Origin of the sequence: Rubritalea squalenifaciens DSM 18772 (assembly GCF_900141815.1) — a bacterium.
In the GTDB taxonomy this organism is placed as follows: Bacteria; Verrucomicrobiota; Verrucomicrobiia; order Verrucomicrobiales; family Akkermansiaceae; genus Rubritalea; species Rubritalea squalenifaciens.
Map to the genome: position 1 here is coordinate 644939 of NZ_FQYR01000002.1, position 19489 is coordinate 664427.

Genomic DNA, 19489 nt, shown 5'->3' on the forward strand with positions numbered 1-19489 from the left:
CCGGGAGTCTGCGCATTCAGCGCGCGGAATCAAGCGCTCTCCATTTCAGATTTCTAAACTGCCCGTCAGTCTGGAAAGTGGTCAGGCTCAGCGGGGTGAAATTCTCGATCGGGCCGTGCCTCAGACCCAGTGCCTTACCCGCGATGTCTACATCCATGATCTGCTTGCCATCCAGGGAGACCTGAAGCTTTTCCTCAGTCACCTTGAGCTTCACCTGGTACCAGCGCTCTTTCTCAAAACTGATGATCTGGGAAGTCTCGTTCTGGGAGGCATCCATCCCATCGATGGAGGAAATGCCTACCTGCGTGCCACCCCAGCCACCCAGGATGAGGGTCACGCATTCGTCCGCTTTCCGGACGGGGAAGGTCAGGCCACAGAAGAAGTCCACTCCGTCCAGCCTTCTGGTCTCCAGCTCCAGCTCGTAGGGGGCTTCGGGCAGATCGCCCGTCCATTTAACGCCAGCCACGCTTTCCCCGTAGTGGATCGTCAGGCTGCCATCCTCATGCCACTCGGTCGTCTGCCCGTTGAGCGGGTCTTGCCAAAGGTCTTTCTTCTCCAGCGCAGTGGTCCACTTTTGTTCAGGAATGGCCTGCTCAGTGGTAGGTGCTTTCACTGAATCGGAGTCGCATGATGACAAGGTCGTTAAAGTTGCCAGACAGCAGAACGAGGAGAGATAAACTTTCATTGATTGTAAGGTGCTAGAATTCCCAGACTTTGTTTGCTCCAGCATGAGTGGCCAGTTTGGTTGCGCCGTTCTCCATGATCAGGTCGAGTGACTTACACTCACAGGTCTCGGATAGTTGCTTTTGTAACTCACTATCGTGAGATACAATGATAAGCTGTGTTTGTTCAGCTGTCGCCCTAATTAAGTCAATTAAGGCTGGGTAAATGGATGGGTTTAAACTCATCTCCGGCTCATTGAGCACTATGAGATTGGGTTGATGAAGTGACTTCAGAGCTGCGAGCAGGCAGAGAAATCTCAATGTGCCGTCCGAGAGCTCCGAAGCTTGTAGCGGGCGGCTCATGTTTTCTTGGGAAACTTCGATGCTCAGGCAGTTTTCTCTTGGGGTAATGTCCAGTTCCATGCTGGGGAATGCCATGCTGAAGCAATCCTCGATACTTCTCTTTGGAGAAGATTCCCTGATGCTCTGCAGCGCATTGGCTAGATTTGTGCCGTCATTATGCAGGCGTGGTGACCAGTGAGTGATCTGCGGCTGCCTCAGTGGTGACCTTGATGATGTATCAAACTCATGGAAGAATCTCCAGCCAAGTATCTCCTCGCGAGCCATGGAAATGAATGGGTATTTTTCAGGCTCCCTGATCTGCGCTAACAGGGACTCACAGGATGAGACCGGGAATTCATAGAGTTCCATTACATTGTCGGCACTCAGCAGCTTGACCTGATAGTTTGTGCGGGAGGCAACCAATCGCTTTGTTCCACTTTTCCGCATGTAGAGCTTCTCTGTCTTAATGTCCGGATCCAGTGCGAAAAATGTCGGATCCTCTGGGCTGCTGGGAACGAGGCCAGTCACCAGTTGGTAGATAAAGTCTGAGTGCGTGATCTCAATAGTGATTTGCTGCGGAGATTTTGCCTTGGTTGGTCCAGCCCATAGGGCGGAAGGCATGCCTCCTTCATCAGCGATAGCTTGCGCGAAATTCCCCTCAGCAATGGCACTGACCAGCTTGAGCGCGCGGTAGCAATTGGATTTCCCGACTCCATTCTCGCCAGTAATGACCGATACTTGATCCAGCTTCAAATCGATATCAAGTAAGGATCTGTAGCCGGTGATGAGAAAACGTTCTAGCATCAGTCAAAGTGGGGTTAGAGCCATGGAAAGGGGTTATTCTTTCTCCTTCTTGTTGAGAAATTCCTGCAGCTTGAGAGTTGACTCGGCATCCATGGCGGGAAGGTTCTGCAGGCGCTGCTTTCTCTCCTCATCGCGCATGATGCGCAGAACGGAGGGATTCAGTGCGTCTGCTTTGGCGCCGCGAAGTTCGCTGATGGTTTTCTCAGGATCCAGACGGTCGAACTGGAAGGCAGTGTAGCCGCGCTGTGGTGAAATCCCGTCCGCCTCGCGCATCTCAAGGTGGAGGTGGGCCAGGTAGTTGTTGTTCGCCGTTCCCACGGTACCGATCTCATCACCACGGGCGACGTAGCTGCCGTAGGTGGCCAGGATCTCATTGAGGTGCGCGTACATGCTGTGCAGGATTCTTCCGTCCTCACTGCGGTGGGCGAGGATGACGGTGTTTCCCCAGCCGGGTGAAGGTTCCCCCGCATAGATGACCAGACCATTGGCGACCGCGTAGACCGGGTCTCCCAGGTCGCTGTGCTGTCCGCCGATGCCATTCAGGTCGTCACCAGTGTGGTGGCCGCCACGGCTGTCATTCATTTCCCAGAACTTCTGTGCGTTGTAGGTCAGCGCGGCATTCTCTGTGCCCATCGCGGCGTCAAAGCGCGGCGCACGCGGAATGGCGGCCCGCTCGAAAGGGGTGTGGAAGTTGAACTGCGGGTTGAACTTCTGGACCTTGGTTTCCCCATTCACGGTGACGGGAAAACCCAGCGGGGCATCCGCATCCTGCCAGTTCTTTAGGCTCTTCACCGGAGGCTCAGGCACATAGTGACCCGTCAGCACCAGATAGCCGGTGTAGAGGAAGATCCCGAAGATCAGGGCGGGGACCAGTCTGGAGAGAAATTTCGGCACGCGGTGGATCTTAGCGAGTGAGCGGATCAGAAGTCCAGATAGATCTCTGTGCGGCGATTGGCGCGGCGGCCTGATGGGTCGTCCGTTCCGTCCTGACGGGTGTTAGGGAGACGCGGCTGACTCTGGCCATAGGCTTTTGTCACGATCTGCTCCTGCGGCACGCCCTGAGAGGCGAGGTAGGATTTCACGGTTTCCGCACGCTTCTCGGAGAGACCTTTGTTGTAGGTGTTGCTGCCAATCGAGTCGGTGTGGCCGGAGATGTTGATCTTCTTGTTAGGGTCCAGCTTGAGCAGGCCGACTACGATGTCCAGCTGGTGCTTGGTGCGTGGAGTCAGACCGTCGGAATCAAATTCGAAGTAGATCACCAGCGTCTCGCCACCAGCTGGGTTCTTGATCAGTGGGGAGTAATGGATGTCACCACCGGCGACCTGCTTCGCGTAGTCGCCTAACAGCTTGTCCAGGTTGATCTCGTAGATTTGCCATGGATCACCCGCTTTATCACGCTGGGTAATCACGGAGAACTGGGCGTCTGTCTTGCCGTTGGCGGAAGAAACCTTGGCGTAGAAGCCGGCGGCTCTGTCACGCAGATAGATCGCACGCAGAGGCTTGTTCTTATCCAGCTTGTACTGGGCTTCTTCAAAAATGATGCAGAGTCCGGCGAGCTTGGCGTCGTTCACATTCTTGGTGTCGACCATCGCCCGGGCTTGTTCAAAACGCTGGTTGAGCAGGTGCTCGAGGAAGGAGTGCGCGTAGTTGAGGGCGTCGGTTTGTGCATCCGGGTGATCGTTGCCAGCTAGTCCGGATTGCTTGTCCGGGAACTTCATGTTCTCCACCTTCCACTTGCCGTCGTCTTCTTTCTTGAGGTCCAGGAAGATGCGGGACTTGTCTGCCAGCTTGATCGCGTAGCGGGAATGCTGGCCGGGTCTCAGCTCGCCGATTTGCTCGAAAGGTGAAGTCGGGTCCAGCGCGATGCCGGTACCGTTCAGGCGCGCCTTCAGCTGAGCCAGCTCTTCTTCAGAAATGGATTGCTGGCCGATGATCTGGATAATCTTGTCGATGTCCTCAGGGCTCTTGGACTCGCTCAGCAGCTTGGCGAGCTTCTCGACCACGGTTTCCGGTGAAGTGAAGTCCATGGTCATGCCCATATTCTCGACTCCATCGCGAGGATCCTTTGTCGTATCAGGCAGGGTATCGAAGTCGGCCAGAGTATTCTTGGTCTCTGCTGGCTTGGTATCAGCCGCTTGACTGCTGGAATCCGTGGAGGTGGTTTCCGAGCTTTCTTTTTTGCTGCAGGATACTGAGCCCACGACGAGTGCAGAGGACGCGAGGGCAAGAAGGGTGGAGTAGCGTGTGTATGGACGAGTCACGTGGGGAAACTAGCTTAAATTTCTCAAATAATAAAGGGTTGATACGTCATATTGATGGTTGGCATCTCCAGGGATACGTGGCTAAGAAGTGCATATGTTCAACATTGTCATGGTTCACCCTGAAATTCCGCACAATACCGGTGCGGCTGGCCGTCTGGCGCTGGCCACCGGGGCGACCTTGCACCTGGTCAAGCCGCTGGGATTCTCCATCGATGAAAAGGCGGTCCGCAGGTCCGGCCTCGATTACTGGAAGGACGTGGATCTCAAAGTCTGGGAGAGCTGGGAGGAGTTTGAGCAGGCTTTGCCTGAAGATGCCCGCATGTTCCTGCTCACCACAAAGGCCACCAAGGCCCACTGGGACATGGAGTACAGCAAGGGAGATTACCTGCTCTTCGGCCGGGAAACCAAGGGCCTGGGTGATGAGCTGATCTCCAAATACCCGGAGAATGCCCTGCGCATCCCGATGGTGGAGGGCGGCACTCGCAGCCTGAACCTGGCCACCGCCGTCGCGATTGTCCTCTATGAGGCCTGCCGCCAGGTCAATGAATTCTAATTACCAGAAAATGAAGTAAAGGGCGATGGTCGTGACAATGACCAGTGAGCCCGCCAGCTTGGCGCCTTTGGAGCTTTCCAGGCAGATCTGGTCGTTCACCGGCATCTCCACAGGCTTGTCCAGCGGAGCAAGTAGCGTCACAAGAACACCGGTGAAGATAACGATGAAGAAGCAGATCGCCATGCGGTCGAGGAAGGCCATTTCGCCGGAGTACCACCAACCTTGCTCCACAATCACCGGACCCAGCCACCACTTGAAGAGGGCATAGGCCACCGCGTTGACCACGATGCCCACCACACCAAACCATCTCGGCGTACGGGGCGAGAAGAAGCCGAAGATAAACACCGCCAGGATGCCCGGAGAAATGAAGCCCTGGAACTCCTGGATGTAGGCGAAGATGCTCTCCAGCTTGTTCAGCATCGGCGCTACGATGGCGGCGAGGATCACAAAGAGCACCACAAAGCTGCGGCCCACCTTCACCAGCACCGCCTGATTGGTCTGGCCCGTGAAGTTGGCGTAAAGGTCCATCGTGGCGATGGTAGAGGCGGAGTTCAGCATCGAGGCCAGCGAGCTGATCACTGCCCCGCACAGGGCGGCTAGGATGAACCAGGAAATCCACGGCATCGGCTTGATCAAGTTGCGCACCAGGATCGGAAAGGCGGCATCGTAATCGTAGCCCACCAGCGTGCCCGCGAGTACGCCTTTCTCATCTGGTTTGGCCTTCACGGCTTTGTCAGCCAGATTGTTGATGCGTAGGGCGATCTGCTCCGGGCTCGCCTCGGGGCCGATCATGGAGCCCTCCTCAGAGGACTTGGCGTTGATACTAAGAATGCGGCTCGCGGTCTCCGGTTGCGTCTCCACAAAGGCCTGATCCACCTTGAGCACCTGCCCTTCGGCGAGCCGCTCGATGGTCGCATTGTTACGCTTCTCCGCTGAGTCATGCAGGTCGCCGGAGAAGAGGTTGAAGGCCAGGATGCCGGGGATCACCACCACAAAGGGAACGATCAACTTCAGCGAGGCGGCAAAGACGATGCCTTTCTGTCCCTCGGCCAGCGACTTGGAGCCCAGCGTGCGCTGGACAATGTATTGGTTCAGGCCCCAGTAGAAAAAGTTGGGAATCCACAGGCCGATCATCAGCGCGGTCCAGGGCAGGTCGCTGTCCTCCTTCGGGCGCACCATGTGCAGCTTGCCGCCGGAGCCATTCTCCCCGTTCACGGCGACAGCTTCTCCCTCGGTGCCATCGTTGAGCAGAATGAAGCGCTCCCACGGCGAGGCCTGCTCCAGGTCTTCCACCGTGGCCTGGGAGTTCTCCACCTTGGTCAGGATCAGTTCATCGGCTGAGCGCTCAGACAGCGTGGCAAAGGCGAACCACATCACAATCGCCCCGCCCACGATAAGCGCCGCGCCCCAGATCAGATCTGTCCAGGCACAGGCCTTGAGACCACCGATGAATACATAAAGCGCCGCAAAGATCCCGATAGCCCAGCACATGAAGGTCAGGTTGCTCAGGTACGGAACCTCGTTGTAGTACTCGGACACGAACTTCGCCCCGGAAAAGATCACGGAAGAAGTCGTCACGAAGACCAAGGTCACGATCGCAGGAATCGCCATCGCCAGCCGCGCAATGCCACCAAAGCGGTACTCCAGAAACTCGGGAATCGTATACAGTCCCGCCTTCAGAAAGCGCGGCAGGAACCAGAACCCCACCAGCACCAGCGTGATCGCCGCCATCCATTCATAAGACGCAATCGCCATCCCTAACCAGTTGGCGGCTGAGCCGGACATCCCCACGAATTGCTCCGTCGAGATATTCGCCGCAATCAGCGAAAAGCCGACCAACCACCAGGTCAGCCCGCGCCCCGCCAGGAAGTAATCGCTCGCCCCCTTGGACTCACTATGGGTGTCCTCACCCCGGGATTTCCAGATACCAAGCGCAATCACTCCAACAACGGCGACGATAAAGAGAACGACTTCCAAATAATTCATACAAGCTAGCGGGGTTCCAATACTGGCACTAAGCATGTTAGGCGTTTTCTACAGAGTTGCCGAGAACTTTCCGCATTCGGACTACTAAAGTAATGGCTTAGACGGTGGAGAGACGGGGAATGGTGCTCAGGCGTGAACGTGGTAGGTGATGGCCACGAGTATAAATACAGATGCCGTCATCATTAAAAATTACATGAGCTGCCTTGACTGTGAGGGTGGGGTATTCAGTATTTGTTAGTTAAGAAAAACTTCACTCGCTCTTGGAGACCACTGTTCACCGTGTAGCGAGTAAACTATTCAAAGAGAAATGTGTATGCGATCTGCAGCAAGAAAAATAGCCGTCTTTTGTAAACTGCTCATAGGCGTACTTTGCATGGTGAGTTGTAGCGAAAATCAAAAGCCAGAAGAGATATCATCACAGGAGCAAGATTTCATGCCGTTTACATATAGTTTGGATGATTATCGTGAAGTTATCTGTGGTGTTCTAGATTCTCAAAATATCACCCATGAAACAATTGGTGGTGGCGGTGGGTTTACTGGATATGAAGTTGAAGATGAATGGTGTGGTAAGATCACCAGTGAGTACGACATAGCTTCACTTGAGAAGGCGCTAGGGAGCGAGTTTGAAAAAGCTTTTACAAATAGACGGCTGATTCGGCTAGACTGTGAGGTAGACGCTAATGACATATTAACCATCACAAGCAAGTGGGTGGTGTCTAACAAAAAAGGGGATTCATCTATTCAGAATGAGAAAAAGAATGAACACCTTGGAGCTGAATCGGTAGATAATAAACTAAAGTCAGCAAAATCCGAGGCTTTGAGGGGGAATTCGGATGCGGCTATTCTTGTTTTGAATCACTACAGGTATGTAGTTCATGATTATGAAAAAGCTTACTTTTGGGGGGTAGTTGTTGATAAATTGAGACCAGAGTATGCTGATAACTTGCTGGCGGGTATACGTGGAGATATCGAAAGCGAATGCTTTGCAACACAAGAGATGGAAGGTTCAGGTACAACATCCATTCCTGACATTGAATAGTTTAAACCAAATTTATGTCTGAAATTGTCTGTCTTTTTGTTACAACGATTCCTAATTATGAAACCTATACTTTATATTCTTTGCCTCCTGTTAGGTTCCCAAATGGCCTATGGGTGCAAAGATTTCTTCGAAGAGAAAATCGTAGAGTCTATCGCTGAAACGGTGGATGCCCAGATTGCTACGCTTATGCAAGTGAGGGAATTTACTCCTTCACAGGAAAGAAGATCCAGTTCCTACATTAGATTGAGCTTTAAATCGAAAGATGAGAACATATTTGAGGTCGTACTGCTCGGCTCCCATGAAATGGAAAAAGAGGGTTTTAAAGTTAATAAGACTTATTTGCTTTGTGGCTCATGGATGCCGAGCAAAAAATTTCCAAAATCACGGATCTTCTTCATTGATCACAGCGAAGGATCTATGCTCGATTTTACCAGATTAGGGTTCTCTGAAAAAGAAATCGAAAATCTCATCAAGAAAACTAAACAGCCTAAAAAATAACGAGCGCCAGCTGGTCATGCTTGATGTTGTCTGTCTGTCTGTTTAATGCAGGGTGTGGGCCTGCAATAGGACTGCGATGATACGTCAAAAATACAAATAAAAGAGGACGAGATGCCTCATTGCTGGATCGAAGTGCCGCTAGATAAAGCATTGAATTCGAAATGTCTGCAAAATCGATATCCACAGGCAAGCCCACATCCAGAATATCGAAATACGCCTTCGAGTCTTGCTGCAAACCCTTCGCGTGGTGGGCGTGTTATGGTTGGAAGGTGAATAACTAAGCTAATTTCAATTTATGAATGAGTCTAAAGAGGTAGCATATGAATGGTGTAAGAAATATAAGGTTAGTCTAAACAAAGTTATATTTGATTCGGATGAGCCAAATGCATTACTTGTCAGTTTGCCGAAATATGAAAGCAATCTTTTTTATTTGATGCAATTCGATAACATTTTTTATAATGGAGGGTTACATGAGTATTTAAGAGGACCTAACGGTGATGACTATTACAATGTTATAAACGCAGCAAAAGTTGTCGGAGCCTCATCTTTGGCCTCATCTCTGGAGGCAGTGGCTCATTATTTCCCAGTGGAAGTAATAAAAGGAGATGGCTATGAGCGAGAAGATTATGTGTGGTCTCTAGCGAAAAGAAAAGGCTGTGATGTGGTAGATGATTTTATCGACGTAAAAGTTGATGATAATTTGTATGATTTGATATATAAATTTTACAAAATCAACGTAAACGATCAATAGAGGCCCCTCTGATTTAGCTTGGCGAAGATGTTGCTGTTGAAGTCTGTTAACGGCTTAATTCTCATCGTGCTGTATGGTCGATTTGTCATCTGGTAATTTCTGTTAGTTTTTCACATTGTGGTCGTAGTTGTTACGCATCGATTTGAGACCGTATGATCTTGCCGAATTATGTCGTAGAGTGACTGAGATAGGACCGATATTGAAGGGGGAACCTCAAAGGGACATCAGCCATAATAAGATAAGTAACAAACAAGGTGCATTATGAAGTATGTAAGTATATTGGCCATTTTAGTTTGGCTCATGGGTGCAGGAGCTGTAGGAGCTAATGCTGATGTCGCTGTAAACCTAAAAAAAGAGACATTAGAATCACTGGGTCATGCTCTATCTGCATATCATAAAAAATTGATTGAAGAGATGCCCGAGAAAGTTCGTTTCCATTTATCAAGTATAGAGAAGCCCAAGAGTATTCATGATTTGAAAAACGAGGATTCGATTCGTTGGATCCATCACCACGTATCGCTTGGGCCGGATGAAGGCCTTAGCAAAAAAATGGATGAGCTAATGTCTGATTTGGCTGTGTCAGGTGACAAACTTCATGGGGATGATGTTGCCTCTATTTATGAAAGTTCATTTTTTGCTTTGTGGAACAAGGACAATTTCGACTTAGAGAAATCGATTGTGAAGAGTGCCATCTACTGGAGAGAGAATTCTGATCCTCCCCACAGATTATCTCCTGATGGTCTGAATGTAATCGAGTGGAATTGGAAGCTTGATGTTAAATCAAGGGAAAGTGGGGTGCTGCATGTTGGGATAGACGAAAAGAAAAGAACGTTCATCTGCTATGAGTATACTGTAGGATTGTATTTTCCAGAGGGTGAAACGTTAGAGCGCATCTACCGAGAGATCGTCCAAGACCCAGACATGGCCGGTCAGTTTCTCGGCAAAGGGAGAAAGCAAAAGCTAGAACGCATTCAGCCTAAGTCTCACGACAAAGCGGATAGGGACATGAAATGAACTTACATGCTTGATGTTGTCTGTCTTTTTAATGCAGGGTGTGTGAACATTAAAGCATTAAAGCATAACATTAAAGGGACAGACAATTTAAGAGAAGAGAATGCTTGGCTGCGGGCTGGTTTCGTGTTAGATGCTAGGAATGGCAAAGGCGCGACTGCTGGCTCCGTGGACGGGTGTTGAGGATCGTTCGGCGATCTATCACGTGGTTTCGCGCGTGGTGGGCAGGGAATTCCTGCTGGGCCGGACGGAGAAGGAGCAGTTCGTCAAGTACATGCGCCTCTACGAGGCCTTCTGCGGGGTGCGCGTGCTGACCTATTGCATCATGAGCAACCACTTCCACATCCTGCTGGAGGTGCCACCCGCCAGCGAGCGGGAGCTGAGCGACGCAGCCCTGCTGGAAAAGCTGGAGGGGCTCTATTCATCCCAGCACGTCGAGCTGGTGCGTGAACAGCTGGCCGTCCTCTCGCGTTCCCGCACACCGGAGGGCAGGGAGGTCTACCAGAACCTGAGGAAGACCTACACCTCGCGCATGTGGGACATGGGGCTCTTCATGAAGACGCTGAAGCAGCGCTTCACCTCCTGGTACAACAAGAAGCACGGCAGACGCGGCACCCTCTGGGAAGCGCGCTACAAGAGCGTGCTGGTAGAAAACGGCCTGGCCGCCCGCACCATGGCCGCCTACATCGACCATTAAAGGGACAGACAATTTAAGAGAAGAGAATGCTTGGCTGCGGGCTGGTTTCGTGTTAGATGCTAGGGATGGCAAAGGCGCGACTGCTGGCTCCGTGGACGGGTGTTGAGGATCGTTCGGCGATCTATCACGTGGTTTCGCGCGTGGTGGGCAGGGAATTCCTGCTGGGCCGGGCGGAGAAGGAGCAGTTCGTCAAGTACATGCGCCTCTACGAGGCCTTCTGCGGAGTGCGCGTGCTGACCTACTGCATCATGAGCAACCACTTCCACATCCTGCTGGAAGTGCCACCCGCCAGCGAGCGCGAGCTGAGCGACGCAGCCCTGCTGGAAAAGCTGGAGGGGCTTTATTCATCCCAGCACGTCGACCTGGTGCGCGAACAACTGGCCGTCCTCTCGCGTTCCCGCACACCGGAGGGCAGGGAGGCCTATCAGAACCTGAGGGAGTCCTACACCTCGCGCATGTGGGACATGGGGCTCTTCATGAAGACGCTGAAGCAGCGCTTCACCTCCTGGTACAACAAGAAGCACGGCAGGCGCGGCACCCTCTGGGAAGCGCGCTACAAGAGCGTGCTGGTAGAAAACGGCCTGGCCGCCCGCACCATGGCCGCCTACATCGATCTCAACCCGGTGCGCGCCGGTATGGTAAAGGACCCCAAGGACTACCGCTGGTGCGGCTACGGCGAAGCCATTGCCGGAAACACCCTGGCACGCAATGGATTACTGCGCGTGATCAGCGAGCTGGAAAGCGACCTCTCCAACGACGGCTGGAGCGGCGCCAGGGACATCACCAGGTACGACTGGCGCAGCGTGGCAGGCAGGTACCGACTGATACTCTTTGACGACGGGGTGGAAAGCTCCGGCGAACTCAGCGGGCACAAGCGCAGGGGCTTCACCAGCGAGGCCGTGGAGCGCGAGGAAAAACGCAGCGGCCAGCTCAGCGTGGCCGAGATCGCACGCTGCAAGACGCGCTACTTCATCGATGGTGCCGTGCTCGGCAGCCAGCAGTTTGTCGAAGACGTGGTGACCAGCCTGAAAGGAAGCTATCTCCCGGCTAACAGAAAAGGAAGCGGCGGCCGCCTCGGCGGGCGGATGAAATCCAGCAACCTATGGAGCCTACGCAAGCTGGCAGAAAACGGAGTTTAATCCTAACAAGGCGGTATCTGTAGTTATCTCCGGATGCTTGATCCAGCACCAGGCATGAACTCCACCCCGGAGGGGTGGTGGAAGGAGTGGAGTTCAAAGGCTAACAGAATACGTGAAGATACGGCTTGTCTTTTCCTCGGGAATTGTCTGTCCTTTTATTATTATTTATTATTCAGGACAGACTGTGAAGGACGATCATTCCACGAATAACACCTTCGACCGCACTTATGCCTTCGATGGGATCGGCAACCGCACTACAGCTACGGAGAACACGACTACGGTCAACTACACGGCTAATAGCAAGAACCAGTATAGCTCAGTGGGCGGTACAAGCCGCACACATGATGCTGACGGAAACCTCACCAATGACGGCAAGACCTACGTTTACGATGCGGAAAACCGCCTCATTGAAGTGAAGGACACTGGCGGGAATACTGTCGAGCAGTACGAGTATGATTACCTCTCACGCCGCATTACCAGAAGCGTCTACGGTGGTGCTACCGTGCAGAGCTTCATCTATGACGGCTGGAACCCGATAGCCATGTATAATGCAGGAGCTTTGTCTCAGACCTACACTTGGGGTAAAGACCTCTCAGGCAGCATGCAAGGTGCTGGTGGTGTAGGTGGGTTGCTTGAAGTTAGTTTCAATTCCAACAGCTACTACCCGACCTATGACGGTAACGGGAATGTGTCTGAATACTTGGATTCAAGCGGATCTGTGGTGGCTCATTTCGAGTATGATGCCTTCGGGAAGACTGTGGTGGAGAATGGAACCCTTGCGGGTAACTTCGCGCACCGCTTCTCCACGAAGCAGTGGAACCCGTTGGCTGAGCTGTACTACTATGGATACAGGTTCTACGCCCCAGAGATGGGCAGGTGGATCAATAGAGATCCGATTGAAGAAGTAGAAAATTTCCTTCAGATGATTACTAATACTCAAATTCAGCAGCCGTTGAATATTGAGATAGAGAAACATCCTTACCTTATGCTCGATAATCAGGCGATTAGCAGTTACGATTATCTTGGCTTTTTTGGATTGCCTGGAATGCCAAGCAAGAAAGAAATAGTGAGTAAATATATTAAACTCTTGGCGTTAACTTTGATACCTCAATACAAAGCAGCTCTTCGGAACTGTTGGGAAAGTTCGGATAGCTGTTGGAAAGTGGTTGGACTTATTGGTGCGCAAGGGGCAGTTATATTGCAGCTCACATTTGTAGAGTGTAAACTCACCCATCCTTTAAATTGGCCAGCTTGCTATGCTATGATGATAGCAGGTTCAAAAAGTTTAAAATCATGGGATACTAAAGCAAAGGCTGCGTGTCAGGTGAAAAAATGTTGTTGGGGGGATAAAACTCCTAATCATTTTGGTGATCCGAGTGTATTCGATTGATGAAAAAAGAAATTATATCACTTATTCTATTGATGGTAACAGGCTGGGCATTTCTTGGCTGGTCAACATCATTTGCCATATTCGGAACATTGCTAGTCGGTGGATTTTTAATACGTATATTGTTAAATACAAAGTAATTGTCACTCACCGATTTGAGATCGTATGATCTTGCCGAATTGATGTCGTAGGATTTCTGTTAGTTTCTCAGCCTCAAGCGAGGCTGGGGACAACCAATCACAAGAGCGTACCTGAGAGGGTGCGCTTTTTTCGTAGGGTGTCCTAGAGGGAAGTTGACACAACTATCCCCAGAAGCAACCACGGTCATCCTCTTCAACGACAGCCAGCCATTCGTCCATATGCTTCACCTCTGGGTAAGCGCTAAATCATCGACCCTCGGTTTGCGCTTCGCCGTTGTAACGTCGATTTCATAGACGTCATAGCATGACAACTATGACGTCTACGAATTCGCCGGGAAATCCCCTCATTAAGACCGACTGCATCGGCCGGGTTCGTCTGGACAAGAAACATCGGGAGGCCCTGCTGGATACCTTCGAAAAGAGCCCTCTGTCAGGAACGAAGTTTGCCGCCCTTCACGGCGTCAAATACCAGACCTTCGCAACCTGGGTCCAAAACCGCAAACGCGAGCGTGATGAATCTAGGAGACGAACCCTAGCTTGTGACTATGGCGTAGGCGTGCGAACTAATCTACTTCTGACTACATACCCAAGCAGCTCAATAATGAATCTTCAGACTAAGTTCTTTTGGATATCTTTGATTGTGAGAAACATTTGTCCCTCGTGGAACTCAATAAATCCGTATTTGGAATAAAAGGCACGTGCTTGGTCGTGTAATGAATCAACAGCAACGACCGCTTCCGTTATGCAGCCCAGTCTGCACTCAAGAAATTTCAAAACTAATTAATCTACCAATCTCACAACCTACTTTTAATTCTATGAATCTACCATCTGTTCCACGATATTGTGTAACTAGCCCTCTGGCAGCGCTTGCCTTGGGAATTTCCCTGTTTTCAGTCAGTAGTCATCAGCTGGGGGCTACTCAAGTCAACCCTCCCTACACTGACCCATCCGGGCCCAAGTGTGGTCCTTGCTGTGAAGGCGGGGAGAATGTACCGACTACTCTTTCTGGCTCCGGTACTAACAGCCTCCACTGGAACGTGGGTATCGGTGTCTCTAGGCAGGATAAGGACGTGGACATCCAAGTGCTTTCCAGACAGCCCGCCGTCGAGGGACACTCCGGGGGCACAAAGCGTACTTTCGAGCAGACCTTTAACAGCCTTTTTAACGATGATGCCATCGGACGTATTTCCCATAAGTTGGAATTGGATGCGGCCGACTTGTCAGGCGATGTCTTCGACCCTGCCGTGCTGAAGATAGCCAGTTCAGGCCATGATGAGCGGATCGAGCTGAACGGCTTTATCAATCAGGTTCTTACAGACAATGCTTTCACTCATGTCGACAAGAATACTGATGGCTTCAGGGTCAGAATTTGGAACCGCATGGACATCAGCTTGGTCAAGCCATCGGGTGAGACCCTCTACACGGTACCTACTGAAGACCCTCTACAGGACATCACTTTCACCAAGCTGGCCGACTATCAGCTGCAGATCGTCACCAAGGAGGACTTTGGTGCTAGTGGAGTGAGCACCAAGACCCAGAAATTCGTGCAAGACACTGTCAATGACACGATGACTACCTACACTTATGAGGGTGAGGGAACGGGAGGGACACTAGTAGCCCGTGAGGAACTCACGTTCTCCAACAGGGGGGCACGCAAGTGGGACTATACCATCGAGAGAAAGCAGTACCGCGCTGACCTCAATGCAGATGGTACCTACGGAGCCGGTACTCTAGACCTGATAAATCATACCAGCGAAGTCTATCAGGATTTCTCGGAGAGCACCAATACGGCGGGAGGAGATCCGGGAGCCAAGAGACTGGTTTCAGTCGTGGTGGACCCTGGTACAGGAGGTGCTGCGCTGACGACCACCTATGAATATTATCCTTCGACAGGAAATATCTTTACCGACGGTCGCCTCAAATCGGTGACCCGTCCAGACGGTTCATGGGAGTACTTCGAGTACACGGATACGGCAGGATCTTCCGTATCCTCCACCAAGAAATATTCTTCATGGAAGGACGTTACCATGGCTAACCGCACCCAGGCCAAGCTCGAAGAAACCATCTACGAGGCAGCCGGAATGACCAAGACAACGACGGTCAACGGGGTGCAGATAGCAAAAAGTCAGACGGTGAAGTCATACGACACCAACAATGATATTCTGATTACCGAGAAAAAGTGGACCGGAAGCGAATGGGCTGAGATCACCACCGCCTATCATCCGGACGGGGCAGGTAGTCTGAAGGCTGGCCGCATGAAGTGGCGTAAAAATGCCGACGGGACTTTTACCACCTGGAGCTATGTCCTGTCCAGTGGCGAGCTAACTGTCACCGAGGACAATGGAGCCGGGGGTACGGCTGCGGTGACCAGTGGCACCCGCACGATTACCACCTACAACTCAGCTTACTTCGAGACAGGTATTGAGGTGCGTGACATCGCGACCAATCTGCTCATCAGTGCCAAGACAGCGGATACTGGTTATGGTATGGATGCTTTGGGCCGTCCGATGAAGTGGTTCTTCAACGGGAATACCAGTGACTACGAGATTGAACAGCACGGCTGCTGCGGGCTTGAATTCAAGCGTGAGCGCTCAGGCGCCACCACGACTTACTCAAAGGATATCCTCAAGCGTACCTATCGTGTCACCAGCAAGCGCTCCTCGACCGGAGCCTCCATCTACACGACCACAGCCTATGACGGACTGACCACCACGGTGAACCGCAATGACGGCACGACCACCCTGCTGGTGTCGGAAAGCACGAAGACACTCAGTGGCTTGAGCACGATCTACAAATATCCAGATGCCGACGGCGATAGTCAGCAAGAGACTGGTAGCCGGGTAACTGTTCACAATACTGGCAGCGGTTCTACGACGACAAATACCGCACCCGATGGCTCTACCACGGTAACCGTCACCTACATGGACGGCTCTACCAAGTCATCTACTGACCAGGCTAGTAACACGACCAGCTACGACAAGGGCACCCATACACTGAATGGCGGAGGTCTCTATACCTTGGTGACGGCTCCGAATACGACTCAAAGCACAAAGACTTACCGCGACCAGCTTGGTCGTACCTTCCGCACTGAATTCGCTGACGGTAATCATAGCGAAATGAGCTACTACGCGCAGACGGCAGCAGCTGGTGCACGGGGTAAGCTGCATGTCACCAAGGATGCGGACGAAGTGATCTTGGCGGATTCTGGTACCCACACATCCTACGGCTACAACGCAGAGGGCGAGCGCAACAGCGTGACTACCCAACTTCCAGACGACCAGCAGCTCGTCCAGACCACAGACACGGATGTAGTCAGTGATGGTACGCTCGGGGTCAGCCTCCGTACCCGGTCCTACACCAACGGAGTACTGGTTTCCACCAGTCTGCGCTCAGGTGACGGCTATTCTTCGAAAACAACGACACTCGCGGGCACCAGTAGCTCATCCCGTACTGTTCCGTTGATTACTTATTATGAGCAGGGCGATACGATCCCTCAAGGTAAGCAGATCGGAGACATCAAGACCATTGATGGAACCGACGGGAAGTGGGAGGTAACCAGCTTGGCAGCCGATGGCACCCAGCAGAAGCAGTTCTACAGCGATGGATTAATGAAGTCTACCGTCAGCTTCGAGAGCGGAGCGACACTTCCTTCCACAGCACCTGCGGACATCACCAATGTCACCGACACAGGTTTCATCACGGGCGCAAGTGTCGCCTACGATGCCTTTGGCCGCACCACCAGCCGTACTGACGCCCGCACAGGCACGGTCACCTACAACAGCTACCGAGAGAACGGGGGACTTGTCTCCATGACGGATGCGGGCAGCCGCACCACCTCCTATGAGTACGACAAGATGGGCCGCACCATCCAGGTGAATGCCCCGGACACCGTAGATAGCAATAGCAACACGCTGGCGAACATCACCTACACCAGCTACTACCCGACCGGCCAGGTGAAGGCGACCTGGGGTGACCAGACCTACGCCCGCTTCAATGTCTACGACAGTCTCAACCGATTGACTGAGCTGCGTACTTATCAGAACCTGGCACACGGTACCGAGCCTACTTCCGCAACGACTGGTTTCGCCAAGACTGCTTGGATCTACGACGGCCAGCGTGGATGGCTGCTTGAGAAAAACTACGACGGAGAAACCGATGACGGTTCCACAGATCCGGACTACACCTACACCTCATCAGGCCGTCTGCTGACCCGTACGTGGGAGCGTGGCATCACCACGACCTACAGCTATGAGAACGGTATGTTGGCCGGAACAGACTATAGCGACTCGACTCCGGATATTTCCTACACTTACGATGCCTATGGTAGGGTAAGTACAGTGACGCAAGCCACGGACAACAACACCCATACCTACACGTATGATGCCAATACACTGCATTTGGACAGTGAAACCATCAGCTATAATGCTGGATCAATGGTGTGGACCCTAGACCGTCACTACGACAGCCTCCTAAGGCCAGAAGGCTACGAGTTGAAGAACGGAGGGAACACGGTTACGGCAACTGGCTACGGCTACGACAATGCTGGCCGCTTGTATCAAGTAGGCGCCAGCTATCCGCTGTCTACCTCACCTGAGTTCACATACAGCTACCTCGCAGAGAGTGGTGGCATGGTGGGAGGCCTTACGGGCCCGGCTCATAGTGTAACCAATGCTTACGCAAGTGATCGCAATGTGCTCACTCAGAAGAAAAACGAAGACCAGGCAACGACTCCGGCAACCGTGAGTCACTTCACCTATGCGGTGAATGCCCTCGGTCAGCGCGAGAGCCAGACCACAGCTGGCACAGCCTTCAGCTCCAGCTTCGTACGCAGCTTCGGCTATGACGCCAAAGGTCAGGTTGTATCCGATAATCACGACACAAACAACGCCTTTGACCGCAGCTATGCCTTCGATGGCATCGGCAACCGTACTACAGCTACGGAAGACAGCACTACGGTCAACTACACGGCTAACAGCAAGAACCAGTACAGCTCTGTAGGTGGTACTACACAGGTTCACGATGCAGACGGAAACCTCACCAATGACGGAACTCAGAAGTATATATACGATGCAGAGAACAGGCTTGTGAAGGTGACAGACCAGAGTGACGTGGAGATTGTAGCGTATGAGTATGATTTTGCCTCCCGCAGAATAACAAGGACAGAAGGAGCAAATGTCTCCCGCTATATTTATAAAGGCTGGAATCCAGTAGCGGTCTACACGGGGACAACACTTTCCAGAACCTACACATGGGGTCAAGACATCTCAGACTCCATGCAGGGAGCTGGTGGCGTAGGTGGCTTGCTTGCAGTCAAGGAAGCTTCCAGCGGTCACAGCTACTATCCGACCTACGATGGCAATGGGAACGTCTCTGAATATCTGGACTCCGCTGGCGCAGTCGTTACTCACTATGAGTACGATGCCTTCGGTAAGACGGTCAACGATACCACCCAGAACACGAAGAACTTCGCGCACCGCTTCTCCACGAAGCAGTGGGACGGCGAAGCTGGGCTATACTACTACGGCTACCGCTACTATGCCCCAGAGACGGGCAGGTGGATCAATCGTGACCCACTTGAAGAGTGGGGCGGATTGAATATGTACGATATATTGTCTGGGGATGTGGTGAATCATATAGATTTGCTAGGGTTATATGCTACAGGTAGAGATCTACTTACAAAGATTGCTTGTGAGGCTCATAAAAAAACTAAAGGTCATGGAAATGAAGAGTGTTATGTTGTATGTAGAAAATGTGATAAAAAGACTGGGGAAATTATTGACCAGAAAATATTGAGCAGAGCAGGGAATGAAAGTCAGTGTATTCCACCGATCTGCCCCGAAGGATTCAAAAAAATATTAGATTTGCATACTCATCCAGGTTCCAATCCTGAACCATCGCCTTCTGATAGAAATGGGAAAAAAACAAACCCCGATGTTCCTCATTACATTGTCACTGAGCCTGAGAGTGGAAAACCTCCAGGAATAATTGAAATCATCGAATATGGAGAGAAAGGTGGAGGTTTAAATAACAAAAGCTGGCATTATGATTGCGATAATAAAAAGTTTCTCAGTGAGACTGAAGTTCGACAGAGGCGGAACAGGTTAGAAGAAAGAGAAGAGGAAGCTAGAAAAGAAGCAGAAAAGGAACGTAAACGTAGAGAAAGAGAGGAGCGTAGAAGAAGGAGAGAAGAGAGAAAAAGAAGGTGAAAGAAATGATTTC

The 19489-nt window shown here is 51.8% G+C and carries 14 protein-coding genes; 9 read left to right on the plus strand and 5 right to left on the minus strand.

Annotated features, from left to right (window positions below):
- Nucleotides 1–16 precede the first annotated feature (16 nt).
- The 4 genes from BUB27_RS03045 to BUB27_RS03060 are packed head-to-tail and all read right to left on the minus strand — an operon-like array spanning nt 17 to nt 4069.
- Nucleotides 17–685, minus strand: a complete 669-nt coding sequence (locus BUB27_RS03045) for a LamG domain-containing protein (protein WP_143158067.1) — start codon at nt 683–685, stop codon at nt 17–19.
- Between the two features lie 13 nt (nt 686–698).
- Nucleotides 699–1808 carry an AAA family ATPase gene (locus BUB27_RS03050; RefSeq protein WP_143158068.1) on the minus strand — a complete coding sequence of 370 codons (1110 nt, stop codon included), beginning with the start codon at nt 1806–1808 and terminating at the stop codon, nt 699–701.
- A 33-nt stretch (nt 1809–1841) separates the two neighbouring features.
- Nucleotides 1842–2702 (minus strand): M23 family metallopeptidase, encoded by an 861-nt coding sequence (locus BUB27_RS03055; protein WP_143158069.1) that lies wholly within the window; start codon nt 2700–2702, stop codon nt 1842–1844.
- A gap of 26 nt (nt 2703–2728) precedes the next feature.
- Entirely contained in the window at nt 2729–4069 is a 1341-nt protein-coding gene (locus BUB27_RS03060) for an OmpA family protein (protein ID WP_143158070.1), read from the minus strand.
- 94 nt (nt 4070–4163) lie between these two features.
- Between BUB27_RS03060 and BUB27_RS03065 the strand changes: the two genes are divergently transcribed.
- The gene (locus BUB27_RS03065; protein WP_143158523.1) at nt 4164–4622 is read left to right on the plus strand and encodes a tRNA (cytidine(34)-2'-O)-methyltransferase; all 459 of its coding nucleotides are present in this window, start codon (nt 4164–4166) and stop codon (nt 4620–4622) included.
- Here BUB27_RS03065 and BUB27_RS19025 read toward each other — a convergent pair whose 3' ends face one another.
- Nucleotides 4623–6608 carry a sodium:solute symporter family transporter gene (locus BUB27_RS19025; RefSeq protein WP_200797048.1) on the minus strand — a complete coding sequence of 662 codons (1986 nt, stop codon included), beginning with the start codon at nt 6606–6608 and terminating at the stop codon, nt 4623–4625. It lies immediately after the preceding gene.
- Between the two features lie 313 nt (nt 6609–6921).
- Between BUB27_RS19025 and BUB27_RS03080 the strand changes: the two genes are divergently transcribed.
- The 8 genes from BUB27_RS03080 to BUB27_RS03120 all read left to right on the plus strand — a co-directional run bounded on the left by BUB27_RS03080 (nt 6922) and on the right by BUB27_RS03120 (nt 19476).
- Nucleotides 6922–7647 carry a hypothetical protein gene (locus tag BUB27_RS03080; protein WP_143158071.1) on the plus strand — a complete coding sequence of 242 codons (726 nt, stop codon included), beginning with the start codon at nt 6922–6924 and terminating at the stop codon, nt 7645–7647.
- Between the two features lie 57 nt (nt 7648–7704).
- Nucleotides 7705–8145, plus strand: a complete 441-nt coding sequence (locus BUB27_RS03085; protein WP_143158072.1) for a hypothetical protein — start codon at nt 7705–7707, stop codon at nt 8143–8145.
- 295 nt (nt 8146–8440) lie between these two features.
- Nucleotides 8441–8896, plus strand: a complete 456-nt coding sequence (locus tag BUB27_RS03090; protein WP_143158073.1) for a DMP19 family protein — start codon at nt 8441–8443, stop codon at nt 8894–8896.
- Between the two features lie 261 nt (nt 8897–9157).
- Nucleotides 9158–9910: a hypothetical protein gene (locus BUB27_RS03095; protein ID WP_143158074.1), complete on the plus strand. Its 753-nt coding sequence runs from the start codon at nt 9158–9160 to the stop codon at nt 9908–9910.
- Between the two features lie 139 nt (nt 9911–10049).
- Nucleotides 10050–10604 carry a transposase gene (locus tag BUB27_RS03100; protein ID WP_143158075.1) on the plus strand — a complete coding sequence of 185 codons (555 nt, stop codon included), beginning with the start codon at nt 10050–10052 and terminating at the stop codon, nt 10602–10604.
- Between the two features lie 65 nt (nt 10605–10669).
- Complete coding sequence (locus BUB27_RS03105) at nt 10670–11743, plus strand: transposase (protein WP_159434766.1); 1074 nt, start codon at nt 10670–10672, stop codon at nt 11741–11743.
- 184 nt (nt 11744–11927) lie between these two features.
- Complete coding sequence (locus BUB27_RS03110; RefSeq protein WP_159434767.1) at nt 11928–13133, plus strand: RHS repeat domain-containing protein; 1206 nt, start codon at nt 11928–11930, stop codon at nt 13131–13133.
- Between the two features lie 952 nt (nt 13134–14085).
- Nucleotides 14086–19476 carry an RHS repeat domain-containing protein gene (locus BUB27_RS03120; RefSeq protein WP_159434768.1) on the plus strand — a complete coding sequence of 1797 codons (5391 nt, stop codon included), beginning with the start codon at nt 14086–14088 and terminating at the stop codon, nt 19474–19476.
- The last annotated feature ends 13 nt before the right edge of the window (nt 19477–19489 follow it).

What these genes read in the sequence shown, in the direction of transcription:
- BUB27_RS03045 (WP_143158067.1), bottom strand. Translation starts at nt 685, where the DNA reads ATGAAAGTTTATCTCTCCTCGTTCTGCTGTCTGGCAACTTTAACGACC.
- BUB27_RS03050 (WP_143158068.1), bottom strand. Translation starts at nt 1,808, where the DNA reads ATGCTAGAACGTTTTCTCATCACCGGCTACAGATCCTTACTTGATATC.
- BUB27_RS03065 (WP_143158523.1), top strand. Translation starts at nt 4,164, where the DNA reads ATGTTCAACATTGTCATGGTTCACCCTGAAATTCCGCACAATACCGGT.
- BUB27_RS19025 (WP_200797048.1), bottom strand. Translation starts at nt 6,608, where the DNA reads ATGAATTATTTGGAAGTCGTTCTCTTTATCGTCGCCGTTGTTGGAGTG.
- BUB27_RS03080 (WP_143158071.1), top strand. Translation starts at nt 6,922, where the DNA reads ATGCGATCTGCAGCAAGAAAAATAGCCGTCTTTTGTAAACTGCTCATA.
- BUB27_RS03085 (WP_143158072.1), top strand. Translation starts at nt 7,705, where the DNA reads ATGAAACCTATACTTTATATTCTTTGCCTCCTGTTAGGTTCCCAAATG.
- BUB27_RS03090 (WP_143158073.1), top strand. Translation starts at nt 8,441, where the DNA reads ATGAATGAGTCTAAAGAGGTAGCATATGAATGGTGTAAGAAATATAAG.
- BUB27_RS03095 (WP_143158074.1), top strand. Translation starts at nt 9,158, where the DNA reads ATGAAGTATGTAAGTATATTGGCCATTTTAGTTTGGCTCATGGGTGCA.
- BUB27_RS03100 (WP_143158075.1), top strand. Translation starts at nt 10,050, where the DNA reads ATGGCAAAGGCGCGACTGCTGGCTCCGTGGACGGGTGTTGAGGATCGT.
- BUB27_RS03105 (WP_159434766.1), top strand. Translation starts at nt 10,670, where the DNA reads ATGGCAAAGGCGCGACTGCTGGCTCCGTGGACGGGTGTTGAGGATCGT.
- BUB27_RS03120 (WP_159434768.1), top strand. Translation starts at nt 14,086, where the DNA reads ATGAATCTACCATCTGTTCCACGATATTGTGTAACTAGCCCTCTGGCA.